Origin of the sequence: Niallia sp. FSL W8-0177 (genome assembly GCF_038006285.1) — a bacterium.
Classification (GTDB): Bacteria; Bacillota; Bacilli; order Bacillales; family Cytobacillaceae; genus Niallia; species Niallia circulans_A.
In genome coordinates this window covers 2,264,334-2,286,280 of sequence record NZ_JBBOUX010000001.1, presented here as the reverse complement: position 1 = coordinate 2,286,280, position 21,947 = coordinate 2,264,334, and the positions used below count along the sequence as shown (strand labels likewise).

At 33.7% G+C, this 21,947-nt stretch carries 25 protein-coding genes, 1 pseudogene and 1 other annotated feature; of the genes and pseudogenes, 19 read left to right on the top strand and 7 right to left on the bottom strand.

Annotated features, from left to right (window positions below; all coding sequences use genetic code 11):
- Positions 1–65: 65 nt before the first annotated feature.
- The 7 genes and pseudogenes from msrA (at position 66) to NST77_RS11305 (ending at position 6,180) form a co-directional block, all read left to right on the top strand.
- On the top strand, positions 66–578 hold the full coding sequence (msrA, locus tag NST77_RS11335; RefSeq protein WP_163188098.1) for a peptide-methionine (S)-S-oxide reductase MsrA: 513 nt from the start codon (positions 66–68) through the stop codon (positions 576–578).
- A 205-nt stretch (positions 579–783) separates the two neighbouring features.
- The gene (locus tag NST77_RS11330; RefSeq protein ID WP_341122978.1) at positions 784–2,496 is read left to right on the top strand and encodes a methyl-accepting chemotaxis protein; all 1,713 of its coding nucleotides are present in this window, start codon (positions 784–786) and stop codon (positions 2,494–2,496) included.
- A 286-nt stretch (positions 2,497–2,782) separates the two neighbouring features.
- Positions 2,783–3,244 (top strand): annotated as a pseudogene (locus tag NST77_RS11325) (Type 1 glutamine amidotransferase-like domain-containing protein); the annotation flags it as partial.
- A 99-nt stretch (positions 3,245–3,343) separates the two neighbouring features.
- Complete coding sequence (locus tag NST77_RS11320) at positions 3,344–4,021, top strand: VOC family protein (protein WP_095332920.1); 678 nt, start codon at positions 3,344–3,346, stop codon at positions 4,019–4,021.
- A 21-nt stretch (positions 4,022–4,042) separates the two neighbouring features.
- Positions 4,043–4,726 carry an ABC transporter permease gene (locus NST77_RS11315; protein ID WP_341122977.1) on the top strand — a complete coding sequence of 228 codons (684 nt, stop codon included), beginning with the start codon at positions 4,043–4,045 and terminating at the stop codon, positions 4,724–4,726.
- A gap of 763 nt (positions 4,727–5,489) precedes the next feature.
- Positions 5,490–5,693: a helix-turn-helix transcriptional regulator gene (locus NST77_RS11310; RefSeq protein ID WP_163188100.1), complete on the top strand. Its 204-nt coding sequence runs from the start codon at positions 5,490–5,492 to the stop codon at positions 5,691–5,693.
- Positions 5,683–6,180, top strand: a complete 498-nt coding sequence (locus NST77_RS11305; RefSeq protein WP_095334224.1) for a DUF3278 domain-containing protein — start codon at positions 5,683–5,685, stop codon at positions 6,178–6,180. Before NST77_RS11310 ends, NST77_RS11305 begins: the two co-directional genes overlap by 11 nt.
- A 366-nt stretch (positions 6,181–6,546) precedes the next feature.
- Here the strand turns inward: NST77_RS11305 and NST77_RS11300 are convergent, their stop codons facing one another.
- The gene (locus tag NST77_RS11300; RefSeq protein ID WP_171510329.1) at positions 6,547–7,767 is read right to left on the bottom strand and encodes an MFS transporter; all 1,221 of its coding nucleotides are present in this window, start codon (positions 7,765–7,767) and stop codon (positions 6,547–6,549) included.
- A gap of 66 nt (positions 7,768–7,833) precedes the next feature.
- Positions 7,834–8,089, bottom strand: a binding site (T-box leader).
- Between the two features lie 304 nt (positions 8,090–8,393).
- Between NST77_RS11300 and NST77_RS11295 the strand changes: the two genes are divergently transcribed.
- Positions 8,394–8,699: an ArsR/SmtB family transcription factor gene (locus tag NST77_RS11295; protein WP_095334221.1), complete on the top strand. Its 306-nt coding sequence runs from the start codon at positions 8,394–8,396 to the stop codon at positions 8,697–8,699.
- A gap of 101 nt (positions 8,700–8,800) precedes the next feature.
- On the top strand, positions 8,801–9,949 hold the full coding sequence (locus tag NST77_RS11290) for an MFS transporter (RefSeq protein ID WP_341123746.1): 1,149 nt from the start codon (positions 8,801–8,803) through the stop codon (positions 9,947–9,949).
- A 96-nt stretch (positions 9,950–10,045) separates the two neighbouring features.
- Here the strand turns inward: NST77_RS11290 and NST77_RS11285 are convergent, their stop codons facing one another.
- Both NST77_RS11285 and NST77_RS11280 read right to left on the bottom strand, forming a co-directional pair.
- Positions 10,046–10,954: an alpha/beta hydrolase gene (locus NST77_RS11285; RefSeq protein ID WP_095334219.1), complete on the bottom strand. Its 909-nt coding sequence runs from the start codon at positions 10,952–10,954 to the stop codon at positions 10,046–10,048.
- 224 nt (positions 10,955–11,178) lie between these two features.
- Complete coding sequence (locus NST77_RS11280; RefSeq protein ID WP_268877143.1) at positions 11,179–11,310, bottom strand: hypothetical protein; 132 nt, start codon at positions 11,308–11,310, stop codon at positions 11,179–11,181.
- 124 nt (positions 11,311–11,434) lie between these two features.
- Between NST77_RS11280 and NST77_RS11275 the strand changes: the two genes are divergently transcribed.
- A complete protein-coding gene (locus tag NST77_RS11275; RefSeq protein ID WP_095334218.1) occupies positions 11,435–11,884 on the top strand; it encodes an OsmC family protein in 450 nt (149 codons plus the stop codon).
- A 25-nt stretch (positions 11,885–11,909) separates the two neighbouring features.
- Complete coding sequence (locus tag NST77_RS11270; RefSeq protein ID WP_095334217.1) at positions 11,910–12,158, top strand: YqkE family protein; 249 nt, start codon at positions 11,910–11,912, stop codon at positions 12,156–12,158.
- Positions 12,159–12,198: 40 nt separating this feature from the next.
- Here NST77_RS11270 and NST77_RS11265 read toward each other — a convergent pair whose 3' ends face one another.
- Positions 12,199–12,513 (bottom strand): hypothetical protein, encoded by a 315-nt coding sequence (locus tag NST77_RS11265; protein WP_095334215.1) that lies wholly within the window; start codon positions 12,511–12,513, stop codon positions 12,199–12,201.
- Between the two features lie 193 nt (positions 12,514–12,706).
- Between NST77_RS11265 and NST77_RS11260 the strand changes: the two genes are divergently transcribed.
- Together NST77_RS11260 and NST77_RS11255 are read left to right on the top strand one after the other, a co-directional pair.
- Entirely contained in the window at positions 12,707–13,219 is a 513-nt protein-coding gene (locus NST77_RS11260) for a DUF402 domain-containing protein (protein WP_235850364.1), read from the top strand.
- Between the two features lie 9 nt (positions 13,220–13,228).
- Positions 13,229–13,615, top strand: coding sequence for a short-chain dehydrogenase (locus tag NST77_RS11255; RefSeq protein ID WP_413230972.1), 387 nt, complete (start codon positions 13,229–13,231; stop codon positions 13,613–13,615).
- A gap of 536 nt (positions 13,616–14,151) precedes the next feature.
- On the opposite strand, the gene NST77_RS11250 is transcribed toward NST77_RS11255, so the two are convergent.
- The 3 genes from NST77_RS11250 to NST77_RS11240 all read right to left on the bottom strand — a co-directional run bounded on the left by NST77_RS11250 (position 14,152) and on the right by NST77_RS11240 (position 15,824).
- On the bottom strand, positions 14,152–14,592 hold the full coding sequence (locus NST77_RS11250) for a hypothetical protein (protein ID WP_095334210.1): 441 nt from the start codon (positions 14,590–14,592) through the stop codon (positions 14,152–14,154).
- Complete coding sequence (locus NST77_RS11245) at positions 14,589–14,795, bottom strand: helix-turn-helix transcriptional regulator (RefSeq protein WP_047941067.1); 207 nt, start codon at positions 14,793–14,795, stop codon at positions 14,589–14,591. The genes NST77_RS11250 and NST77_RS11245 overlap by 4 nt, the downstream gene beginning before the upstream one ends.
- Before the next feature lie 141 nt (positions 14,796–14,936).
- On the bottom strand, positions 14,937–15,824 hold the full coding sequence (locus NST77_RS11240; RefSeq protein ID WP_095334209.1) for a ribokinase: 888 nt from the start codon (positions 15,822–15,824) through the stop codon (positions 14,937–14,939).
- 185 nt (positions 15,825–16,009) lie between these two features.
- Here NST77_RS11240 and NST77_RS11235 point away from each other — a divergent pair, with 185 nt between their 5' ends.
- From NST77_RS11235 to NST77_RS11210, 6 genes are all read left to right on the top strand, one after another.
- Complete coding sequence (locus tag NST77_RS11235; RefSeq protein WP_341122976.1) at positions 16,010–16,507, top strand: short-chain dehydrogenase; 498 nt, start codon at positions 16,010–16,012, stop codon at positions 16,505–16,507.
- Positions 16,508–16,592: 85 nt separating this feature from the next.
- Complete coding sequence (locus NST77_RS11230; RefSeq protein ID WP_095334228.1) at positions 16,593–16,922, top strand: HIT domain-containing protein; 330 nt, start codon at positions 16,593–16,595, stop codon at positions 16,920–16,922.
- A 308-nt stretch (positions 16,923–17,230) separates the two neighbouring features.
- A complete protein-coding gene (locus tag NST77_RS11225; RefSeq protein ID WP_341122975.1) occupies positions 17,231–19,630 on the top strand; it encodes an Ig-like domain-containing protein in 2,400 nt (799 codons plus the stop codon).
- A 127-nt stretch (positions 19,631–19,757) separates the two neighbouring features.
- Entirely contained in the window at positions 19,758–20,519 is a 762-nt protein-coding gene (locus NST77_RS11220) for a GNAT family N-acetyltransferase (RefSeq protein WP_095334204.1), read from the top strand.
- A 130-nt stretch (positions 20,520–20,649) separates the two neighbouring features.
- Positions 20,650–21,177 (top strand): RNA polymerase sigma factor, encoded by a 528-nt coding sequence (locus NST77_RS11215; protein WP_095334227.1) that lies wholly within the window; start codon positions 20,650–20,652, stop codon positions 21,175–21,177.
- Positions 21,161–21,874: a DUF4367 domain-containing protein gene (locus tag NST77_RS11210; RefSeq protein ID WP_341122974.1), complete on the top strand. Its 714-nt coding sequence runs from the start codon at positions 21,161–21,163 to the stop codon at positions 21,872–21,874. The genes NST77_RS11215 and NST77_RS11210 overlap by 17 nt, the downstream gene beginning before the upstream one ends.
- The last annotated feature ends 73 nt before the right edge of the window (positions 21,875–21,947 follow it).

Genomic DNA, 21,947 nt, shown 5'->3' with positions numbered 1-21,947 from the left:
AAGGATTATCACTAATTTTTGATAAAATAAATGATAAGGTCGAACCTATAGGGAGATGAGATAAAATGGAAAAAGCAACTTTTGCAGGTGGATGTTTTTGGTGCATGGTATCCCCGTTTGAAGAACAGCCAGGTATTGGTGGTATTGTTTCAGGTTATAGCGGGGGACATGTGGCAAATCCAACTTATGAACAGGTGAAAACTGGAACGACAGGACATTTTGAAGTAGTGGAAATCACATATGATCCTGAAGTCTTTCCATATGAACGTTTATTAGAGTTATATTGGCAGCAAATTGATCCGACAGATCCAGATGGCCAATTTCATGATCGTGGGCCACAGTATCGAACAGCTATTTTTTATCATAATGATAAGCAAAAAGAACTTGCAGAGAAATCAAAACAAGCTATGGCGGCAAGCGGGAAATTTAGCAAGCCCATTGTTACATTAATTGAACCAGCAGCTATCTTCTATCCAGCAGAGGACTATCATCAAGATTATCATAAGAAGAATAAGCAGCATTATAAAGAGGATAGAGAAAAGTCAGGAAGAGATGTGTTTATTAAAGAACACTGGTAAAAAAAGAAGCGAATTTTGCTAAACAAACTGTCTGTAATGATAGATTGTAGCAAAATTCGCTTTTTGTGTTTTCTTTGAGTCTATCTTCCTATATTTTATCTGATTTTCTTAAACAGCAATAAATATTTTTATTTTTTAGGCTAAAGTATTGTCGATACTTGTCGATATGATATAAGGATTAGATCAATGAAAAGAGGTAGTTTTAATGAAATTTTTACAAAATATCAATATTTCTAAAAAAATATTGATTATCATTATGTTTAGTACTATTGGACTGGTGCTGATCGGATTATTTGGAATGTATGGAATAAAAGAGATGGCGAAAAGTTCCAAAGAAATGTATGAAGAAAATCTATTACCTAATACTTACATAGCAAAGATCCAAAACTATCGCCGCACTACCGATAGCTTAGTTATAGAGCTAATGATAACAAAGGATAAAAAGAGAAATGAAGAGTTATTAGAGACTATTAAAAAGAATTCGGAAGAATCGGATAAATATGTCAAAAAGTTAGATGCTATTTCGCTTTCCAAAAAAGAAGCGGATGAATATAAAATTTTTAAAGATGCCTATACAGGCTTTAGAAGTCTTCAAGATGAAGTGATATCATTAGCAAACAATAATTTAAATGACTCAGCCTATAATCTTTATACGAAAAATCTTGAATCGAAGAGAAATATTATTAATAGCCAATTGGATGAACTCCAAACAGCAAATGAGGAAAATGCAGAACAGATATCAAATGAAAATAACAAGTATTATATGAAAATGATATATATTTCTTGGGGAGTTATATTTGTTGCTGTTGTACTTGCTGTATTATTAGGTCTCTATATTTCCGCAATGATTGTTAGCCCAATTAAACGTCTACAGATTTTAATGGAAAGAGGAGGACAAGGAGATTTCTCTGCAAGATCAAGTTATAAGGCAAAGGATGAAGTAGGTTCTCTATCCGATAGCTATAATAGGATGGCGGATGGTATGAGGGGGCTTATTGAAATGTTATCGGAAACGTCCCATCATCTCGCTTCATCATCGGAGCAATTGAGTTCCAGTTCAGAAGAAAGCAGCAAAGCAAGTGAACATATTTCTGAAACAATCCAGCAGCTTGCAGAAGGGTCTGAAACACAAATGGGATTGATGGAATCAAGCTCAGTTGGTATCCGTAATGTAAATGAAGCGACTGGACATATAACAGTGCGTGCAAAAAAAGTGGCAGAAACAGCAGAGCAAACAGCGGATGTATCGCTTGAGGGTGCAAAACGTATTTCAGAAGTTACGACACAAATGAAATCCATTAATAATAATGTGGTGACGCTTGCTGAATCAATAGCTACATTAGAAAATAGAATAAATCAAATAGGAGATATTACCATGGTAATATCGGACATTTCTTCCCAAACCAATCTATTAGCATTAAATGCAGCCATTGAAGCGGCAAGAGCTGGAGAACAAGGAAAAGGTTTTGCCGTAGTAGCGGATGAGGTAAGGAAATTAGCGGAACAAACTGCTGGATCGGCTGAGCAAATTACTGGTCTCATCAGCCAAATTCAAATTGATTCTAAGAATACTTCCTTATCGATGACAACTGCTGCAAATGATGTAGATGCAGGAATAACAATTGTCCAAGATGCAGGAGAATCATTCCATAGAATCGAACATTCTGTACAAGAACTAGTTATATTAGTAGAGGAAGTAAGTCAATCGCTTGATCAATTAAAAGAACATACGAATACAATCAATGGTTCGATTTTGGAAGTGAATTCGATGGCAAGTGAAGCAGCAGCAAGTACAGAAAATGTATCTGCTGCAACCGAAGAACAGGTTGCATCCATGCAAGAAATAGCAGCTTCTTCTACATCATTAGCACAATTAGCTTCCGATTTACAAGATAAGATAAAGCAATTTAAAATATAAAATTTCATAGAGAATTGCTTAAAAATGTATAGCAGTTCTTTTCATTTAGTATTCGAATAGGTATGTAAGCAAATATAAACCCGAACTATTATACGGAAATGTTAGTGGGAATTTCGTATAATAGTTCGGTTTTTTTATTCAAAAGAAATGAAAGAATGATAGATTTAGAACTTGATCTAGAGGTTGTAGCACAACCCTTTCTTATGTGTTCAAAGGAATATCGTATAGTAATAGCGTATTTAAAAATCTTTATCCTTTTGGCTATGTCCTCAAAATATAATGTAAAATTAATTATAGTATTCCGAAAAAAGATGCACATGCTCTAATCGAAAATGCTTCCGTTATATTCTTGTTGGGTGGAGATACACTTAACCTAAATAGTTTTTTGCAGGAATATGAACTGTTTGATTTGATTCGAAAAAGCAAGGCTGTTGTAATGGGGGCAAGCGCTGGTGCAATCAATATGTCCGCAAAATGGTTATGCTCAAAACATTTTGGCTATGAAGTGGAAATAAGCACTGTATATGATGGAATTAGTCTTGGCAATTTTTCGATTCTGTCTCATTTTGACCTAGAAAATAACCTTGCATTGGTTCAAAAAGAACTATCTCCTTTATCAGAGGAAATTGACATTTATGCATCGAATAAAGATTGTGCTGTACGAGTAAAGGAAGATAAAGTGGACATTTTAGGTGAGGTGTATTTAATTTCCCACTCAAATATTAAGAAATTAGAGGAGACTCTCTAATTTTTATTGAAGTGTAAGCAATACTTTAGACTACTAAGGATGATATATATTAGAATTAACGGAGTATTAGAAATATTAACGAAAGTGGGGATATAGATAATGGAAGTAAAACTGCTAACTCTGCAAACGAATAATATCAAAGAAATGAAGAGTTTTTATGTAGAGACTCTTGGATTTCCATTGATTAAGGAAGATAGTCATAGCTTTTGCATTAAAGCGGGTTCAAGCAAATTGAAATTTACATCAGAAAATGTATTGGGTAATCCATATTACCACTTTGCTTTTAACATTTTTGCTAATAAATTTGCAGAAGCAAAGTCATGGGTAAAAGAAAGGGTTGCATTAAATGTTAATGATGAGGGAGAAGATGAAGTGTATTTTTCCAATTTCCAGGCTCATTCTCTCTATTTTTATGATCCTTCTGGAAATATAGTAGAGTTTATTTCAAGGAACTCTATTTCCGAACAAGATGAGGCTCCTTTTTCTAGTGAAAGTGTCATAAACATCAGCGAGATAGGGGTAACGGTCAGTGATGTAGCAGCCGCAGGGAAAAGATTGATGGAAGTGGGAATTAATGAACGGGATAATCAACCTTTAGATCTAACATCCATCAACTTTATGGGAAATAAATCAAAAGGCATCTTCTTAATCCTTAATAAACCAGGAAGAGAATGGTTTTTCTCTAATAAAATTTCAGCTGTATTCCCTCTGGAAATTATCACCTCGCAACATCACACAATTGTGGTTGATGTAGAAGGGAATTTAGAAGTTAGCTAGAATCAATATAAAAATTTTTCCTTGTTGATAAATTCAGAGGATTTTAATGAGTTAGATGAAAAAGAGTTTGTAGTAGAAGGAATTATTACTGATACCGAGCATATTGGGGATGCTGACTATCATTTTTTTACAACTAGAGAAAATATGAAAGCAATGTTTGGGATTGACACACTTTATCAGGTAGAAATGAACATTCTGCATGGAGATAAGAAAGAAAAAGTTAAGTTGATTCAATCCTTATTACAGGATCCTGCATATTCCAATACAATTCTCTATAGCCGTGCTGAAGAGTTGGCAGAGTTGGAGCAGCAGTTCCTTCAACGAGTATTCCTTCTTTACTTGGCAGTAGCCATGATGATTATATTTACTGTTATTGGGTTAATGAACAGTACTGCCAGCAGTATTAAGGAAAGACTGAAAGAACTTAGTATGTTGCGAGTATTGGGGAGTACTAAGAAGAGGTTACTTTCATTATTACTAATGGAAGGCGCATTACTAACAACAACAGCTGGTGTATTAGCGATTGGATTATCTACTTTATCGGCATATTGCTTCATTCAAGGCTTGGATGCCAATACATTTGCAGTATTACCAAAACTTCTGTTGGGATTATTTTTATTATCAACTTTGATTGGTTTAGGAGCCGTCTTAATTCCCGCACTATGGGCAACAAGATTAGACCTAATGAAAGGAATGAGAGAATAACTTGATTAAATTTGATAAAGTTATAGTTTTAAATCTCTTGATAACAAATTAATTGATTGCGGCTTGCTTTTTTCAAAAGTTCCAGTTATTAATGTGGTTCTTAAGCTGTTTATTGTGTAGAAAATGGAGCAAGTTTGTAAAATAAAAAGAAATAAAGAGACTGGGACATAAGTATTTCAATTAAATTTGATTCCGAACAATTATACGTACACACTAAAAAAAATTCGTATAATTGTTTGGTTTTTTTATTTATTTTAAGAAAGAAGTTTTGTGGTAATCGCACGCAGACTGAATACACTGCGCTTTCCATGGGGCGAGCGCCAAGCCTCCTCGTCACTACGTTCCTGCGGGGTCTTGGACTTTCTCGCAGCTCCCATAGGAGTCTCCGTGTATTCAGTCTGCTCCGTTTTATTTTCTTTTGAAAAAAATGCTGGAACTAAATAATCTTTAAAAACGGAGTGAAATGGAGCGGAGGACACTCAACTCCTGCGGGAAGTAGAGCAAAGCCTAAGACCCCACAGGCTTGAAGCCGAGGAGGCTTAGGTTGCTCCCCGCGGAAAGGGAGTGTCTGTAGCGTAATGGAACGAATTGGTTTCCCTACTAATTTAGAGATTGTTCGTCTTTATCCATTAATTATTTTGTTATGTCCCACTCTCTTTTTAGTTGGGATAACTAGTCTATGAAAAAATGTCATGTATAATTGACATTTTATCAAAATGTCATATATAATGTACTTATAGGTCTTCGTGAAAGGATGTCTAACTTGAACAGGGTCAAAGAGTATAGGAAACATTGCAGTTTAACCCAAATTGAACTCGCTAAGAAAGTAGGTGTAGCAAGACAGACCATTAATTTAATTGAGAATGATAAATATAATCCCTCTTTGTCTTTATGTATTTCCTTAGCCAAGGAGCTTAACACAGACCTTAATACACTATTTTGGGAGGATAATACTAATGAGGAATAAGATACTTAATCGTTTTATAGGGGTTTATGATGATCGAGATGAATACCAGCTCTATGAAATCCATAAAGAATTAGCCTTTTCTGGAATTATGCTGTGGTATTTGACTACACTATTAATGATTATTAGTCTCATTATCGACACAATTCATCATACACTTTCATTTGCAACTCCTTCGCTTTTCATTGTTAATATGATTTATGCAATTTTGACACTTATAAAAATAAGAAAAAAGCAGCTTGATGAAACGGATTGTGCTTCTATAGAAGAGTACGAAGAAAAGAAAAAGCAATTGAAAAAATCGTCATTCCTAGCTGGCATTCAATGGGGCTTAAGTATGTTAATTTTGATGGAATATGTATTTCCGTATTTGTCAACAGGTGAATTAAACCTTGAGTGGTGGAACGTATTAATCTGGCTTTTAGGTGGAATGTTATTTGGTATGACAATGTATTTGTTCTCTAAATCAAAGCTGCAGAAACACTTTTGATATAGTTCGGCTTTAAGATCTTGAACATAGATACTTGCTTATAAAGGGAGCTTATGATCCAAAAGGGTATAATAAAACGAAGATAATACTAATTATTGAGAGACATAGAAACATGGAAAAAGATTGTATTTATTATTTTAGCTGTATTATCTCATGTTTCTTTCATTTGGCTGTCCTTAACTAATGTTGAATACAATAATGCTGGAAATGCAGACAAAAAGAATTACTCGTATTCCTAATAAAAAATTAGTTTAGTTTGCTGGCAAAAGTCCTTGAGAGTAATCCCATTCTCAAGGACTTTTGTATTTTTGCTATATTCAAGATCTAATTATAAAGAAAAGCACTAACCAGTATATGTATTCAATATTATTCCTCCATATAAAACGCAGCTTTCGAAGGCCGTGTATTAAAGATAAATAATATAATCGTTACTGCAAACATTATGATGCTTCCTAATATGATAACAGACTTAATGGAAATCATTTCAGCCATTATCCCAAAAAGTATGGTCGAAATAATGATAAAAAAGGCTTCAATGCATCTGTACACACTGCCAACCCTTCCCATTACATGTACGGGAATATTCTTTTGATAAAATGTGTTAAATCCTGTGTTGAGAAAAGCCATCGAAAAGGAAAGAACAAAAAAACCAATTGCCGCTATCAAAAAATTAGCGGAAAATGCATAAATCATATACCCGACTGATACCATCAAGGATCCAAGTCCAATCAGCCAAGAGGTAGCAACCTTTTTAACAATTATGATATTAACTAGTGCGCCAACAATTATCCCCGCACCAGCAATACTCACGAGAAATCCATAATCTCTCTCTGACAATAGAAGTACTTCTCTTGAAAACGCTGCTTCCAGTGAATCTACTGCAGTTGCTAAAACCATTATTGTACTAAAGAGTAAATAAATAATGATAATATAGAGATGGTTCCGGCTAAAATCTACAACTAAACTCCAATCTTGTCTTAAAATCTTTAAAGATATTTTTTTATCTTCTGTTTCAATAAAATCATTTCTTTCAATATTTGGCAGAATAAGTGTGATAAGAGCTGAAATGAAAAGAGCTATTGCATTACTATAGATGGCAAAATTAGGTGTACCAATCATAAATAGCATTCCCGCAATGGCAGGTCCTATCACAAATGCTCCAGAATCAATTAAGCTTCGAAGTGAATTAAACCTTTTTCTTTGATCTGGAGGAATTAACTTGGTAATGTACGGTACTGACGTTTGTTCATACATGGAACTAGCTACATTAATAAAAAAAACGATTGTATAAATGGCAGAAAGAGATGATAGGGAAGGCAATAAGGCAATGAACACTGCTTGGAATATGTTCAGCAAAACCATCAAATGTTTTTTATTCAATCGGTCTATTAAACTACCGGACCAAAAGTTTGTAAAAAATGCAGATAGAGCCCTAAGTATATATAACCCCGAAACAGCAAGTACCCCCATCCTATCAAGAACGATTAAATTTAGCGCTATAAAATAGACCCATTCTCCAATACTGGAAATACCAATGCTTGATAATAAGATAGAAGGGTATTTCCACGACTTCACTAACTTGTTTATACGCAATTTATTTCCTCCTTAAAATGCAAAATTGGATAATAAAAAAACTCACCCCCAAGATTTAGTCTTGAGGACGAGTTGCTGCGCGCCGTGGTGCCACCCCAGTTTGACAATATGTTACCATATTGTCCTTTGTAGGTACGGTATGAAGAACATACATATACCCTAGCTCGATAACAGGAGCATCTGTCACACCATCACCCATATGGATCCGATGTGCAGCTCAGAGGCTTGCTTCCAACCATTATTCTTACTCCTTTCCACCAACAGGAGCTCTCTTTGAAGAATTGCATGATTGTACTCTTCTCTTCATCGCATGTATTTGTTTGTGGCATTTTAATGGTATTTACCATATCAAACCTTCGCGGGGATGTAAAGAAATTTTAATATGAATGTGTATATTTACTTTTTTTGAAGGGGCAAGGTAGCTCTATTGTATTTACGATAACAGGGGGTACTTCAATTTCTGCAAGCTATGCAAGTGGTTAAAAAGCCATATGACTATTGAGTTCTTCTAATAACTCCTGCGTATCAATGATGTATTGAAATCTTAATGAAATAAAGGCTATATTTTGTGATAATAGTATACTAGTAAGTTTACCAAACTTGCTATATTTTTCAATAAAATGTATGATAGTTTTATGATTATCGAACAAAAAAATAAAGATCAAATTAAAGTACAAATATTTAAGGCTTTGGCTGATGAATCCCGACTAGAAATTATCCGGATTCTTAGAGATCAAAAAACAGAATTAAGTTGTGGAGAGGTAGGTGAAAAAATTAATATTACAAAATCAACAGCTTCATACCATTTTAAAACTCTAAGAGAGGCGGGACTAACATCAACTCGTAAAGAAACTCGAAATAAGTATGTTAAATTAAATTTGGACACGTTTGAGAAGTATTTACCTGGTTTCCTAGATTCATTGTAATCTAGGGTGTTTTTTTGCAATATAGTTCGATAATCATTAAACTATAGAACAATGGAGTGACAGTTTTGAATAAGAAAATATCTATTACTTTTTTCTTAATAATGTTTGTTATTGGTACTGATACTTTTTTAATATCGCCACTAATCCCAACTTTACAAAGTGCTTATCACATACCGATAAGTTGGTCAGGATGGTTGGTAAGCAGTTATGCTTTGGGATATGCCATTTTTGCTTTAATAGCAGGACCAATCTCTGATGGAGCAAATCGCAAGAAAATAATGATTGTTGGTTTGGCTGGATTTTCTATATCCACTTTTATGTGTGGACTGGCAGCAAACTTTTGGACTATGATTTCATTTAGATTGTTGGCAGGAATAAGTGCTGCTTTTGTAACACCGCAAGTCTGGGCTTCGATCCCAATTTTGTCTAGGCAGCAAGACATTATAAAAATAATGGGCTATGCAACTGGCGGTTTGGCTTTTTCTCAATTAATAGGAATTCCGATTGGAAGTTTATTGGCAACCTTTAGCTGGCATACCCCTTTTTACATAATTTCTTTTTTCTCCATTTTTTTGATTGTAGTTGTTTTCTATTTTATGCCTACCATTAAAGCCATAAAGGATAGTGAAAAACAATCAGTTTTCAAGCGATATCGAGGTATATTTAAAACGGAAAATTCCATAAAATATTTCACAGCTTATTTTATATTCCAAGTAGGTAATTTTGCTGTATTCTCTTATATTGGTACTTGGTTTTCCAATTGTTTTTCGTTAAATGTATCTGAAATTGGCTTAGCAATGATGGTATTAGGACTTGGCAATATTATTGGCTCTTTTTTTGGGAGTGGATTGGTGAAAAAGTTAGGAGAACCAAAATCTTTACTCGCAGCCTTAGTAATGTTAATTTTGTTTTACTCAGCACTTCCATTTGTACCCAATTTGTTTATAGGGGAGTTGTTTTTCTTTTTCATATTCTTAATTAACGGAACTCTTTTTCCAGTATTTATGAGTATTTTGCAAAGCTTAACACACTCAGCTCGTGGGACTGTTTCCTCTTTAGCGAATGCTGCTATGTATGCGGGGACAACCATTGGCGGAGTTATTGGAGGGATTCTTTTTAGCCGAATTTTTGGTTTTACAGCAATAACATTTTTTACGGTAATCATGTATTTAACCTCTATTCTCTTATATAAAAGCAGTGGATTATTTAAAAACAGGCAAGATGAGCTTTCCAAGAAGGCGATCTTATAACAAATAAAGAATTAATTATAAGAAAAGCCATCGTTTCGATGGCTTAATCTGAATACATTATTATTTAGTAGAATTAATGTTGTTAAGCCTTAAATTTTAACTTTGCACATATTCCTTTAAAAAGTCATCGACGGCTTTTTCATAAGCCTCTTTGTTTTCATTATAGCTTTGAGCATGTGTACCATTAACAGCGAAAAATAATTTTTTCGGCCCCTTTTTTTTATCGAAAAGTTTTTGTGTCATTTCTGGCAAGATAAAATCATCTTTCTTGCTATGGATAAATAACATCGGACTTTTTATTTTATCAATGACAGAGATAGGGGAAATATCTTTAATCGAATAGCGAGCTCTGGCACGTAAGAATAAATTAGCGATAGGAATAAAGACTTTTCCAGGCAGTTTTATTTCCTGTTTGATGACATAATTTAACAGCTCCTTGAAATCGGAAAAAGGACAATCTGCAATATAGAAATCGGCTCCATCCTCGATTCCTCCAGCATAAAGAATCATTGTTGCTGCACCCATCGATTCCCCATGTATCCCCAAGAGTATATCTTTTCCTTTTTCTCGTTTAAGCCAATCGACAATTTGCTTTAAGTCGAATTTTTCGTAATAGCCAAAGCTTGTATTTTTCCCGCCCGATTCTCCATGTCTGCGATGATCATAAATAATACCGTTGAAGCCTCTTTCTAAAAATAGGTTCATATACTTAATCGAACTCGTTTTATTTTCCGTGACTCCATGGGAAATAATGATATATTTCTTCGTATCAAAAGGCTCTACTAGGATTGCTTTTAAATCATAACCATAAGGAGATGGAATGGTAATTTCTTGTTTAGTTAAATTTTCATAAGAAACAGGGTCTAATCTACCAGCTTCTTTTTCTCTATTTACAATAAAATCATTGTCTTTTTTCTTCATATACATTAATCGATTGGAACAGTATAAACCAATGGAAGTAATAAATAATAACACAGAAAATAAATAACGAAACAGCTTTCTCAAACCGATTCCTCCAGTAAGTTGAAAAATTTAGCAGAAACTAATTTGAGTGTATCATTTCTTTAGAAAGAAACAAAATGGACAACTTCTTTAATTATTAAAAATTAGACGTATACAGATGCATGGTATGATAAAAAATTTTATGCGAAATGAAATAAATGGTTACAAATAAAGGCAGATGAGAGAGAAGAAGCCACACCTTCATAGAAGGTGTGGTGAAGAATAGATTATTGTTTAGAATTTTGTCTGTTTGTTGGATGAATGGCCTTTTCTAATTCTTCTGCGGCAATTGTTTGTTTGACAGTATCTGCATTAGGCTTACCAGCTTGACTGTAGCCTTTGTCACGTTTCTGAGTCATCATTCTTTCCTCCTTGTGTAGAAGTGATGATACTAGCAATCGTCTTAGTATCCAATTCTCTAATATAACTTGAGTAAAAAAATATGTTATTATACATACAGCATAGTAAAAAGAAGGGTGAATTATGGCAGAACATCATTTTTATTTAAAAGCTGATTGGCCAGGATATCGAAATGATATTGGGACAATCGAAAGTGGCAATTTAAAAACAAAAATATCGATTCCAAAAGAAATGGAAGGACCTGGTGTCGGTACTAATCCAGATGAAATGCTTCTCGGAGCAGCAGCAACTTGCTTTATTATTACCCTTGCTGCAATGATGGAAAGAAGTAGACTTGAGAAGGAAAGTTTAACATTAGAATCAGAAGCAGTAGTTGATGTCACAAACGGTGTATTTACTTACCAGAAAATTATTCATCGCCCGAAGATTGTGCTCAAAAAAGACGCTGCTGAAAAAGACATAAAGCTTGCGGCAAAACTTGCGCACAAGGCGGAAGCAAGCTGCATGATTACAAGAGCAATTAAAGGGAATGTAGAAGTCGAATTAGAAGAAACAATAGAACTTGCACTGTAAAATCCAAAGAAGGAGGGGGATTCAGATGGCAAAGCAGCGGAGACATGTACCAAAAACAAAACAGGAGGATAAGCCTGTTACATTAGGGGATCTTCTAAATGAACAGTTAGCAGATCAACTGAAAAATAAAAAGCAAGAACTAAAACAACAAGAAGAGGCCAAGCAAAAAGCAGAAGAAGAAAGAAAAAGAGAAGAACGTCGACAAAGAGAAAAAAATAAAAGTTTTGAAGAACTGTTAAATGAAAATGCAATGAATTGGAAGGATTTTAAGTAAGAAGAAAAGGATATCGATAAAGGTATCCTTTTTTTAATAATTACTTTATTTCTGTTGTTTTGGTGAAATTTTCTTCTTTTATTTGACTATTTTCTAGGGGAAGCAAAGCTTGGAATTCTTGAAATAACACAACAATTTCCGTTTGTTCATTGATTAAAGCAATATTGGCATCATAGTCTTGTTCAGTCTGATAGGTCGTGATTTCCAGCCATTTTGTCGGATCATCATTACTTTGTAAATAGGTTGTTGTTGAATTGATATACTTGCGATAGATGTTGCTTGCTTTCTCTTGAATATAGAAATATTCTTTGATTTTATCGGTTGGTATATGATATTCATATACTTTTACATACATTTTCTCTCCTCCTTCGTTTTTAATTAATTTGTGATTCTTATTTTAGCATGTTTACAAAGCCATTTAGTGAGAATGTATCAAGATAAGAATATTTTGTGCTGAATATTCTGTGGATTTGATCTGGATAAATGTTTGTTTTGCCTATAATATAGGGGAAAAAGAGTTAAGTTGAATCGAATTTGGAGATGGTAGAGTGGTAAACTTGCAATTAAAGGGTAGAGAAAACATAGTCGAACGGAAAATTCGCTATGATTCTACTATAGAAGAATATCAATGCAAACTTCTTCAATCGGATAAAAGGAAAATCACCCTCTTGCATCAAGTGGAAAAGTCATTTGAAATGAGGAAAGGCAAACAAAAACTAGTTATTCCGAAAGGGACCTATACGTTTGCTTATTATTGGTTGGATCAGCCATATAATTTATATTTTTGGCGAGATACAACTGGAAAATATTTAGGAGCGTATTTCAATATTGTGAGAAAAAATTGGTTTCAAAATGATATGGTTATCTATGAAGATTTAATTATTGATATTGTCATTAAACCTAATCAAATGTATTATATTTTGGATCAAGAAGAATTACCTCAGCCCATTGAAACGTTTGAAAAAGGGTTTGTTCAAAAAGCATTACAACAATTGTTAAAGCGGAAAGATGGTATTCTTACAGAGGTTTCTAGAGAAACAGCAGATTTTTTTCGCTCATAAAATGGAGCTATGTACTTATTTAGCTTAAATTGGCGGAATTTATTTGAAAGGGTGAAAAGCTTGGCTATTACCCACGAATTTGGGATCATTCAAAATTTCAATAAACGGCATGTATATAATCATTACACCCCTGATCTTTATGATTGTATACCTGTAAATGATCATTTTATACAAGAGTTGATAAAACCATTAGCAATGATGAAAACATATTTCCATACATATGAACGACCGGCTAATGGTTTGGCCTATTACGGAATAACACTTATACCTCCTGAATCATTACCAATATTTTTAGATATTGTTGCGGATAAAAAATCAGGGGAGCTTATCGATCTAGCTCGAAAAATAACAGCAGCGCAGGAAGCAGAAAAATACATGATTCACTATGGGATTTAAGCCATAGTAAATCATGTATTTTTGTCGCTTTATTTTTTACTTTTACTTTGAAAATAAGGAATATCCAGAAACGTAAGACCTATTGCTAAGCCTAGACAGGTAAAAGAAAATGCAAAAGTCTTCTGATCCGGATGAAAAAAATAAGAAAATAGATAATTAACTAAGCTGAATAAGAGAAAAAAGCAAATACATTGCGATACCTTCTTCGCCAATAAAGACCAGCTAAAGTTTTTCTTCCACGTGAATACTGCCATCCATAGTAAGTAAAATATAAAACAAAATAGGAATATGATATATCCAATGATAAAATAAAAGGGAAAAGTGGTATTAAAATCTTTATAGATAAAATAAAAAGCTATTCCAGTTAGGAGGAAAAAAATAATATATAAAAAAAGGGTTAGCCTGCTAAAAAAATTATTCATATTACACCTTTTTCTAACTTTTATTAATACTATGATTCTAGCATTACACTACAATTATTATAAGCGAAAGTGGTAGATTAATCCAGCAGGCTAAAATAAATGTCAGTAAGAGAGTTAAACTTCATCCTCATCATCCAAATCTCTTCCTTTTTTATTCCGTAAATAATAAGTATAAAGTACAGGTATGATCCCGCATATAAATACTATTCCGCCAATAAGAACACCATTTACGATACGCTCTCTATCAGAGAGGATTATCAGAATTCCAATAAGCACGGAAAGCAGAGTGACAATAGTAATAGAAAGAGATAGCCCCTTTTTAGGGTCCTTTTTGCTGTTTTCATGATCGACGCTTATATTCATTGATAGATAAGCTGAAATGATGCTAGTAATAATAAATACATACCATAACGGATTGTCTCTCATTCCAGCTAAGCCCTTTGTAATAAGGTCATAAGCTAATATGCCAATAATTCCAAGCGTTTGAATGATATAGGCTACTTTAATATTTTGTAAGTTTTTCATAATTAGACGTTCATCTTTTATTTTTTTCATTTTTCTTCCTCCTTGTCTACCCAAAATAATTCATCTAATGTTCTGTTGAGGGAATAACAGAGCTCAAGACAAAGTTTTAAAGTAGGATTGTATTTTCCTTTTTCAATAAGACTGATTGTTTGACGAGTAACGCCAATCTTATCCGCTAATTGCTGCTGGGTTAAATCTGCTTGAATTCTTGCAATTTTAATATGGTTCTTCAAGGCAATCCTCCTTATTGATGGAATGTATATATTACATTATAACCAATATATATTACTTAATGCAACATATATATTCCATTTGGTGGTTATTGATCCATAAAAAAGAGAGAATCACTACTTAAATTCTCTCTTTTTAATCATCTATTTTTTAGTGAACGCCATTACTTCTTGCGAACTTGGAATAGAAGAGGAGGCCCCTTTCCGTGTTACAGCAATGGCAGCAGCTTTTGCAGCCATTTGCAAGGCACTTTTTATTTCCTCCTGCTGGGAAATTTGACTTAAAAAGTATCCTAAAAAGGTATCGCCAGCAGCGGTTGTATCAACTGCATCTACTTTAAAAGCGGCTTGTCTATGTTCTTCGACACTATCTTTATAAATTACGCCTTCTTTGCCCAATGTTAAGACGATTTTTAGCTGCTTGTTTAAGGATAAAAGTTTTTGGAAAATCTTGTCATTTGTATGTTCGTTCGTAATGGCTTTTGCTTCTATTTCATTTAATATTAAGTAATCAATTTTTGAAAAATCTAGGGTGGTAATTGTCTCATCGATAGGTGATGGATTAAGGGCAATTTTTAATCCTCTTTTGTGCGCAGTTTCCACTATGTATGCTAAATCGTTTATTTCATTTTGCAATAACAGTAAATCGTTCTGGGAAAAATTCGCTAAAACTTGGTTAATATGATCGATCGTTATTTCTTTATTTGCTCCGCCTAATAAAAGAATACAGTTTTCTCCACTAGCAGAGACTTGAATAATGGCGTGGCCAGTTGTGTTCCCATTCTCATCAATCCAATCAACATTTACATTTGCTTCCGCTAATACTTCTTTTAAAAATAAGCCGTCTTTTCCAATATTTCCTCCGTGGTATACTTGTGCTCCAGCTTTAGCAAGTGCAATTGATTGATTTAATCCTTTTCCGCCTGGAAATTCATCATAATTCGTAGAAGATAAAGTTTCGCCAGCAGAAACAAAGTGAGGAACCGAATATACTTTATCAATATTTAAAGAACCAAAATTCAAAATCTTCAAGTCTTTCCCCCCATAGTTTTTAACTTATTTATAGAATATCACTGATTTTACTTTAAATAAACGGGTTAAGTTTGTTAAAGTAATAAGATAAGAGGAATTATTAGGAAATTTTAGGAGCGTTTTGGGTAGTAAGCAAGACATGAAAACTGATTGGTTAAAGGCTTATTTATAAGGAGGAGCAAAATATGAAGCATGCCTTAATTATTGGAGGCACAGGAATGCTTTTTGATGTGTCTGCATGGCTGGCTGAGCAAGAGGATTGCAGATTATCTATTGTTGGCAGAAAAGCTGCCCCAATAAATAGTTTAATAGATATCCTGGACGATAAAACGAAAATAACCCCCTTACTGGTTGATTATACAAATCACACTGCGTTTAGGGAGAAATTAGAATGGACTATACAACAGAATGGACCAATTGATTTGGTTGTAGCATGGGTTCATTCGATAGGAAAAAATGCTTTGAATATAGTGAAGGACGAACTTTCCGAAAGCGGACAGAAATGGCGTTTGTTTCACATTACTGGGAGCAGTTCGGATTTGTCCAAAATAAAGAAGGAACTAACGATTCCCCCTAATTGCAGCTATCATCAGATTCAATTAGGATTTATTGTGGAGAATAGCGCTTCCAGATGGCTTACACATAAAGATTTCTGCTGGGGTGATCGATGCGATACAAAATAATTGGCAGAGAAAAATAGTAGGCGTAGTGGAACCATGGGAGAAGAGACCATAGACAATGTTTAAAAAGGAAATGGAGGAAAAAAAGATGACAGAAGATTTTTATTGTGATGAAGTTCTTAGTGGAAAAACAAAGGTTAGAAAAGTGATGGAAACAGAAAATGTGTTAGCGTATTATCATACAAAACCTTTTTATCCAGTTCATATAGTAGCAATTCCGAAAAAACACATCGCTTCTCTTATTACATTAGAAGAGGGAGATAATCATTTACTATTGGAGCTTTTGGGCGTTGTAAAGCAAGTAGCTGCTAGTGTAACCAAGGAATATGGTGCATGCAGAGTTATCACCAATCTTGGCAAGTATCAAGACTCCAAACATCTTCATTGGCATATTGTTCACGGCAAACCGCTAAGGTAAATGGTCGAATCTAAAAAAATAGTAAAATATCATTATTCATTTTAAATACTGAATATTTCTGAAACGGATGCTGAAGGCATTCCCTTTTTAGATGACTATTTATATAAAATGTTGTGGACGGGAAAAAGATAAAAATACGGAAGAAGATTACCGATAAAAAAGAAGAAAGGAGAATTATTGTCGTTTAAAATCAGCAAAAAAGGATTTAAAAATAAATGAAAGCTTGAAGGTCAATTGTCTTTTATATTAAGTATAAAATTAATGAAACTAAACAACGATTATAGAGAGACTTACAGGGGGAGAGTTTTTTGCGAAAAAAAGTGCGTTTATTTATAGCTATTATACTGCTGGTATCATTATTTGTTCCTTATGGTTCTAACAGCAAAATAAAGGCAGCATCAAATGCGATATCGATTAATTTCCAAGCAGATGATGCAGTGATTGATCCAAATCGCCCATATATTTATATGGTAGAAATAGGTAAGCCTCTTTTGCAGAGAGTAAATTATCTAACGGGAGAAATAAAAAAGATAAATCTTAAATACCCAGCAGAAAAAGTGGAAGTATACAAAGATAAAGTCTATGTGACTCAGCATTTAATGAAACATTCGTATTATACGGAAAAGGGCTTAAAAGGAGCCATTGCAGAAGTGGATGCCGGAAATTTTACTTTATTAGATACCTTTCCAATATCCACAGATCCATGGGATATTGCGATAGATCAGAATGGCTACCTTTATATAACTCCTGGTTCTAATCAATGGGAAACTATTAAGGTTTATTCCTTAAATACGAAAAAAGAAGTAGCAGAAAATGCTGGCGATGATAATACATCCATTTACATGGAATCTAGTATTTCCTACAATGAAAAGTTACACCGTCTTTATACATTGGACTCAGAAACAAGTCCAATAGATGCCTATGCCTATCTAATTGATAATGGCAAGATTATAAACCATTATGACTCCCCATATCACGGAGACTATCATTTAAGCTCGGAAATGGTTTTAAGCCCAGACGGACAATATATGTACAATATGAATGGGGTTGTATTTCGTTTATCAACTGTACAAGAAGAGGATATGACTTTCGATTTTGAATATAGAATGGCCTATGATGAGGAAAATAATGAATATGAAACTTTTAATGACATTGCCTTTGATGATTCTGGAAGCAGAACTTATATAGCTAGTAGTTTTGGGGGAATAGATGTTTATGGCTATGGATCTGCCGATTATTACTATTCATTAAAAGAAGATTATTTTGTTCATTCTCTCTTTTATCAAAATGGATTAATTGCTATCTATGAAGATGAGAACGGAAATAATTATGTAGAGTATATGAAAAACACTGAGCCGTCTTCCTTTGAATTAACGGATTCATTGTTTTATGATGTTAAAAATGACGAGTGGGCAAGTTTAAGACAAGATAATAGTAATCTGGAAATCGATTCTGAACTTTTATTCTTTTTTAATCAGGGGATTAGATGGAAGGATAGAAATGGAATAACTCTTATGGAGGGGGATAAGAAGATTCCTATTCAAATAGAGTCTGATGATAATTATTTGCATATACTCCCAGAATTATTAACAAAGGGAAAAAAATATAAATTAACGATAAATAAAAATGCTATTACTGGTTATGCAGGCAAAAGCTTGGATCGTGATATTGTCATAACATTTGGGACGATTGTTGAACCAGTGTCAGAGGTGTTTCTGGAAAAAGATAGTTCACAATCGCCCAAGATGTATACATTTATTGGAGGAACTACGGGAGGAAGCAATCCTCTTTATGAGTTTTATATAAAAGAGGGAAATAGTTGGAAAAAAGTACAAAGTTATAGTAGGAATAATAAGCTAGAATGGCATCCAGCAAGTACTGGAACTTTTCAATTTAAAGTATACGCGAAAAGTTCTGGTAGTAGGAATCTTTATGATTCTGTACGCGAATTTAGCCAAAAAGTTACAGATACAATAAAGCCAAGTATTACTATTACACAAAAAACTAAGAAACCAACAAACCGAGATATAGAACTCGAAATAACCGCAAAGGATAATTTTAGAATTCGGTATATCCAGCTACCTGATGGGAAGAAAGTGAATAATGAAAACGTAAAGTATATGGTGAAAAAGAATGGAACATATACCTTTACTGTTGTAGATTTGGGAGGAAATAAACAGGTTAAGTCTATAACCATAAAAAATATCGATAAAACACCTCCAAACGAACCTCAAATTAAGGAAGTTACAGATAAGTCGACAACTGTATCAGGAAAAGGAGAAGTAAATGCAAAAGTTGTTGTACTGGCAGGTAAAAAGGAACTAGGAAAAAGTACCGTACAAAAAGATGGTCGTTTCCAAATAAAGATTTCAAAACAAAAGGCAGGAACCAAATTAGTAATTAAGATAATAGACGCAGCTGGGAATAGTACATCCAAAGCAATAAAAGTTATCGACAAGACTCCTCCAGCAATGCCAAAGATTACGACAAATGTAACATCGAAGACGACACTTATTGCTGGAAAAGCAGAAGCGAATGCAACTATTACTATTTATAATGGAAAGAAATTCGTGCAAAAAACAACAGCTGATGCAAAAGGTTCCTTTAAAATGACAATCAAAAAACAAAAGAAAAATACAAGCTTATTGATATATGCACAAGATAAGGCAAAGAATAAGAGTCAAGCAACAAAAATAAAAGTGAAATAAAATAATAGGATATCGTTTGTGTAAGGAAAGACGATATCCTATTATTATAGTTTTTTCCATCGTTTCTAAAATTCGAAGTTTTGGCAGAAATGAGTGAACATTTTGAGATGGGGAGTGGAGAAACATTTTGAATAAAATAGAGCTGATTGAATTAACCTCAGAAAATATACAAGCAAATGGCTGCTATTGTTTAAGAAGCAAACAGAAGTCAACAGGCTATCAAGCAAAAAAAGCATGGTTAATGGATCAATTTGGACAAGGATTGAAATATATTCAACTAATGGAGAATGACAAGCTCGCCGGTTTTATTGAATATACACCCATTGAACATTCCTCCAGAGTAGTATATGGGGAAAATTACTACATCATCCACTGTCTATGGGTAAATATAACGGGTAAAGGCTATGCAACTCAGCTAATTGAAAAGGTAATTCAAGATGCAAAAGATCATAAAAAGAATGGCGTTATCGTGGTAACAAATCCAACAACCTCTTGGACGCCAAGTAAGGAAGTTTTCTTAAAAAATGATTTCACTGAACTAGAATATGCTCCCTATGGATTCGAGTTATTAGTCTACAAAATAAATGAAGCAGCAAATCCATATTTTCCGAATGATTGGGAAGAACGACTGACTCGTCATAACAATCAATTAACCATTCTCCGTACAGCGCAATGCCCATATATCGATATAGCCATCGATAATGTAATAGAAGCAGCTAGTAAATTACAAATAAAGGCAGAAATTCACCATCTCCAAACACGTGAAGATTTATTAAAGCTATCGCCAACTCCATATGGTGTTTATGGAGTGATTTTTAAGAATCAATTAGTCGCTTATCACCGGCTTACAGTTCATTCTGCGATGAAAAGAATAAAGGAATTTATATAAACAGAGAATTACCGAAAGTGGACCTCTTTGCAGGAATCCACTTTTTATTTTTGAAAATATTTAAAAAAAGTAAAACTTTTTAGAACTCTATCCGTCTATACATAGAATTTTTAATAAAGGAGGGGAAATGGTGGAAAATGAGAAAGATAAAATCATCCTAGAATGGTATGAAAAGTTTGGAGAAGCTATTTTTAAATATATTTTCATCATGATTCAAGATTATCAGCAAGCAGAAGATTTAACAAACGATACTTTTTTGAAAGCTTTTATCCACTTGGATACATTTAAAAGGGATGCAAGTGAAAAAACGTGGCTGTATCGGATTGCTCATAACCTCACCGTCGATATGATTAGAAAAAAGAAGCCGGTAATACTGCTAAAAGAAGCTTTTCTATTCAATAAAGATAAGAATCCATTGCCAGAAGAGATGTTGCAAATTAGAGAACAATCATTAGAAATTTACAAGGCGTTAAGTACCTTGAAATCAACTTATCGAGAAATCATTATTCTAAGAAAACTAAAAGAGTTCTCTATTGAAGAAACAGCAGGGATTTTAGGATGGTCAGAGGCTAAAGTGAAGTCAACTTTATTTCGAGCAATGAAAGCTTTGGAGAAAGAATTAAAAAAGGAGGGAGAATTAAATGGAAAAATTATATAAGGAACAACTAGATGAGGAATTGAGGGACTTAGAAGCTGATATATATTGGGATAAAGAACGAAAGAATGCTTTGCATTTAAAGCTGAAAGAGCAGATGAAGAATAATCGGAAAACGAAAAATGCACTTCAACCATTCCCTTTTGTGGCAATTATAGGAGCAGCAGTGATCCTCTTTCTTTTCACTCATATGGAAATGGAATCACTCCCATTTGAAAAAGGGGGAGCAAATAATGCAGCTTTCGATATGGAAGCGGATCAAGACGAAAGAGTAGTTTTTACAGTTGAAGAGCAGAATAAAATCGAAAATAAAACAACTGTTTATCTATCAGAGGAAGCGACATTACCATATAACCTAAATACTAATAATTTATCTTCCATTGTAGTTGTCGGTGAACCAAAATTAAGCGTGAGAAAAGAAAAGAGTTCCATTCTAGTTAATGTTGATTATCCGTTAAAGAATGGCCAAAATTTTTCTATCCGAACAGAAAAAAAACCTAATAATATGCGAGGAAACGGAATAAATAGTGTGGTGAAAAAAGAATACGAGATCACGATTAATAATCAAGAGGCTGTTTTAGTAGATATGGAGAAAAAGCCAAAATTAATACTAAAAACAGATAGATACCAATATACTATCTCGGGTGTAAAAGATGTAAGAGATTTAATCAAAATTGCCGAAATGATAGAATTTTATTGAAGAACAGAATGATAAATTTGTGATTGGAAAATTAATTGTTATTGCTAGCGAGGAAAATCCGAATGGTAAAAAT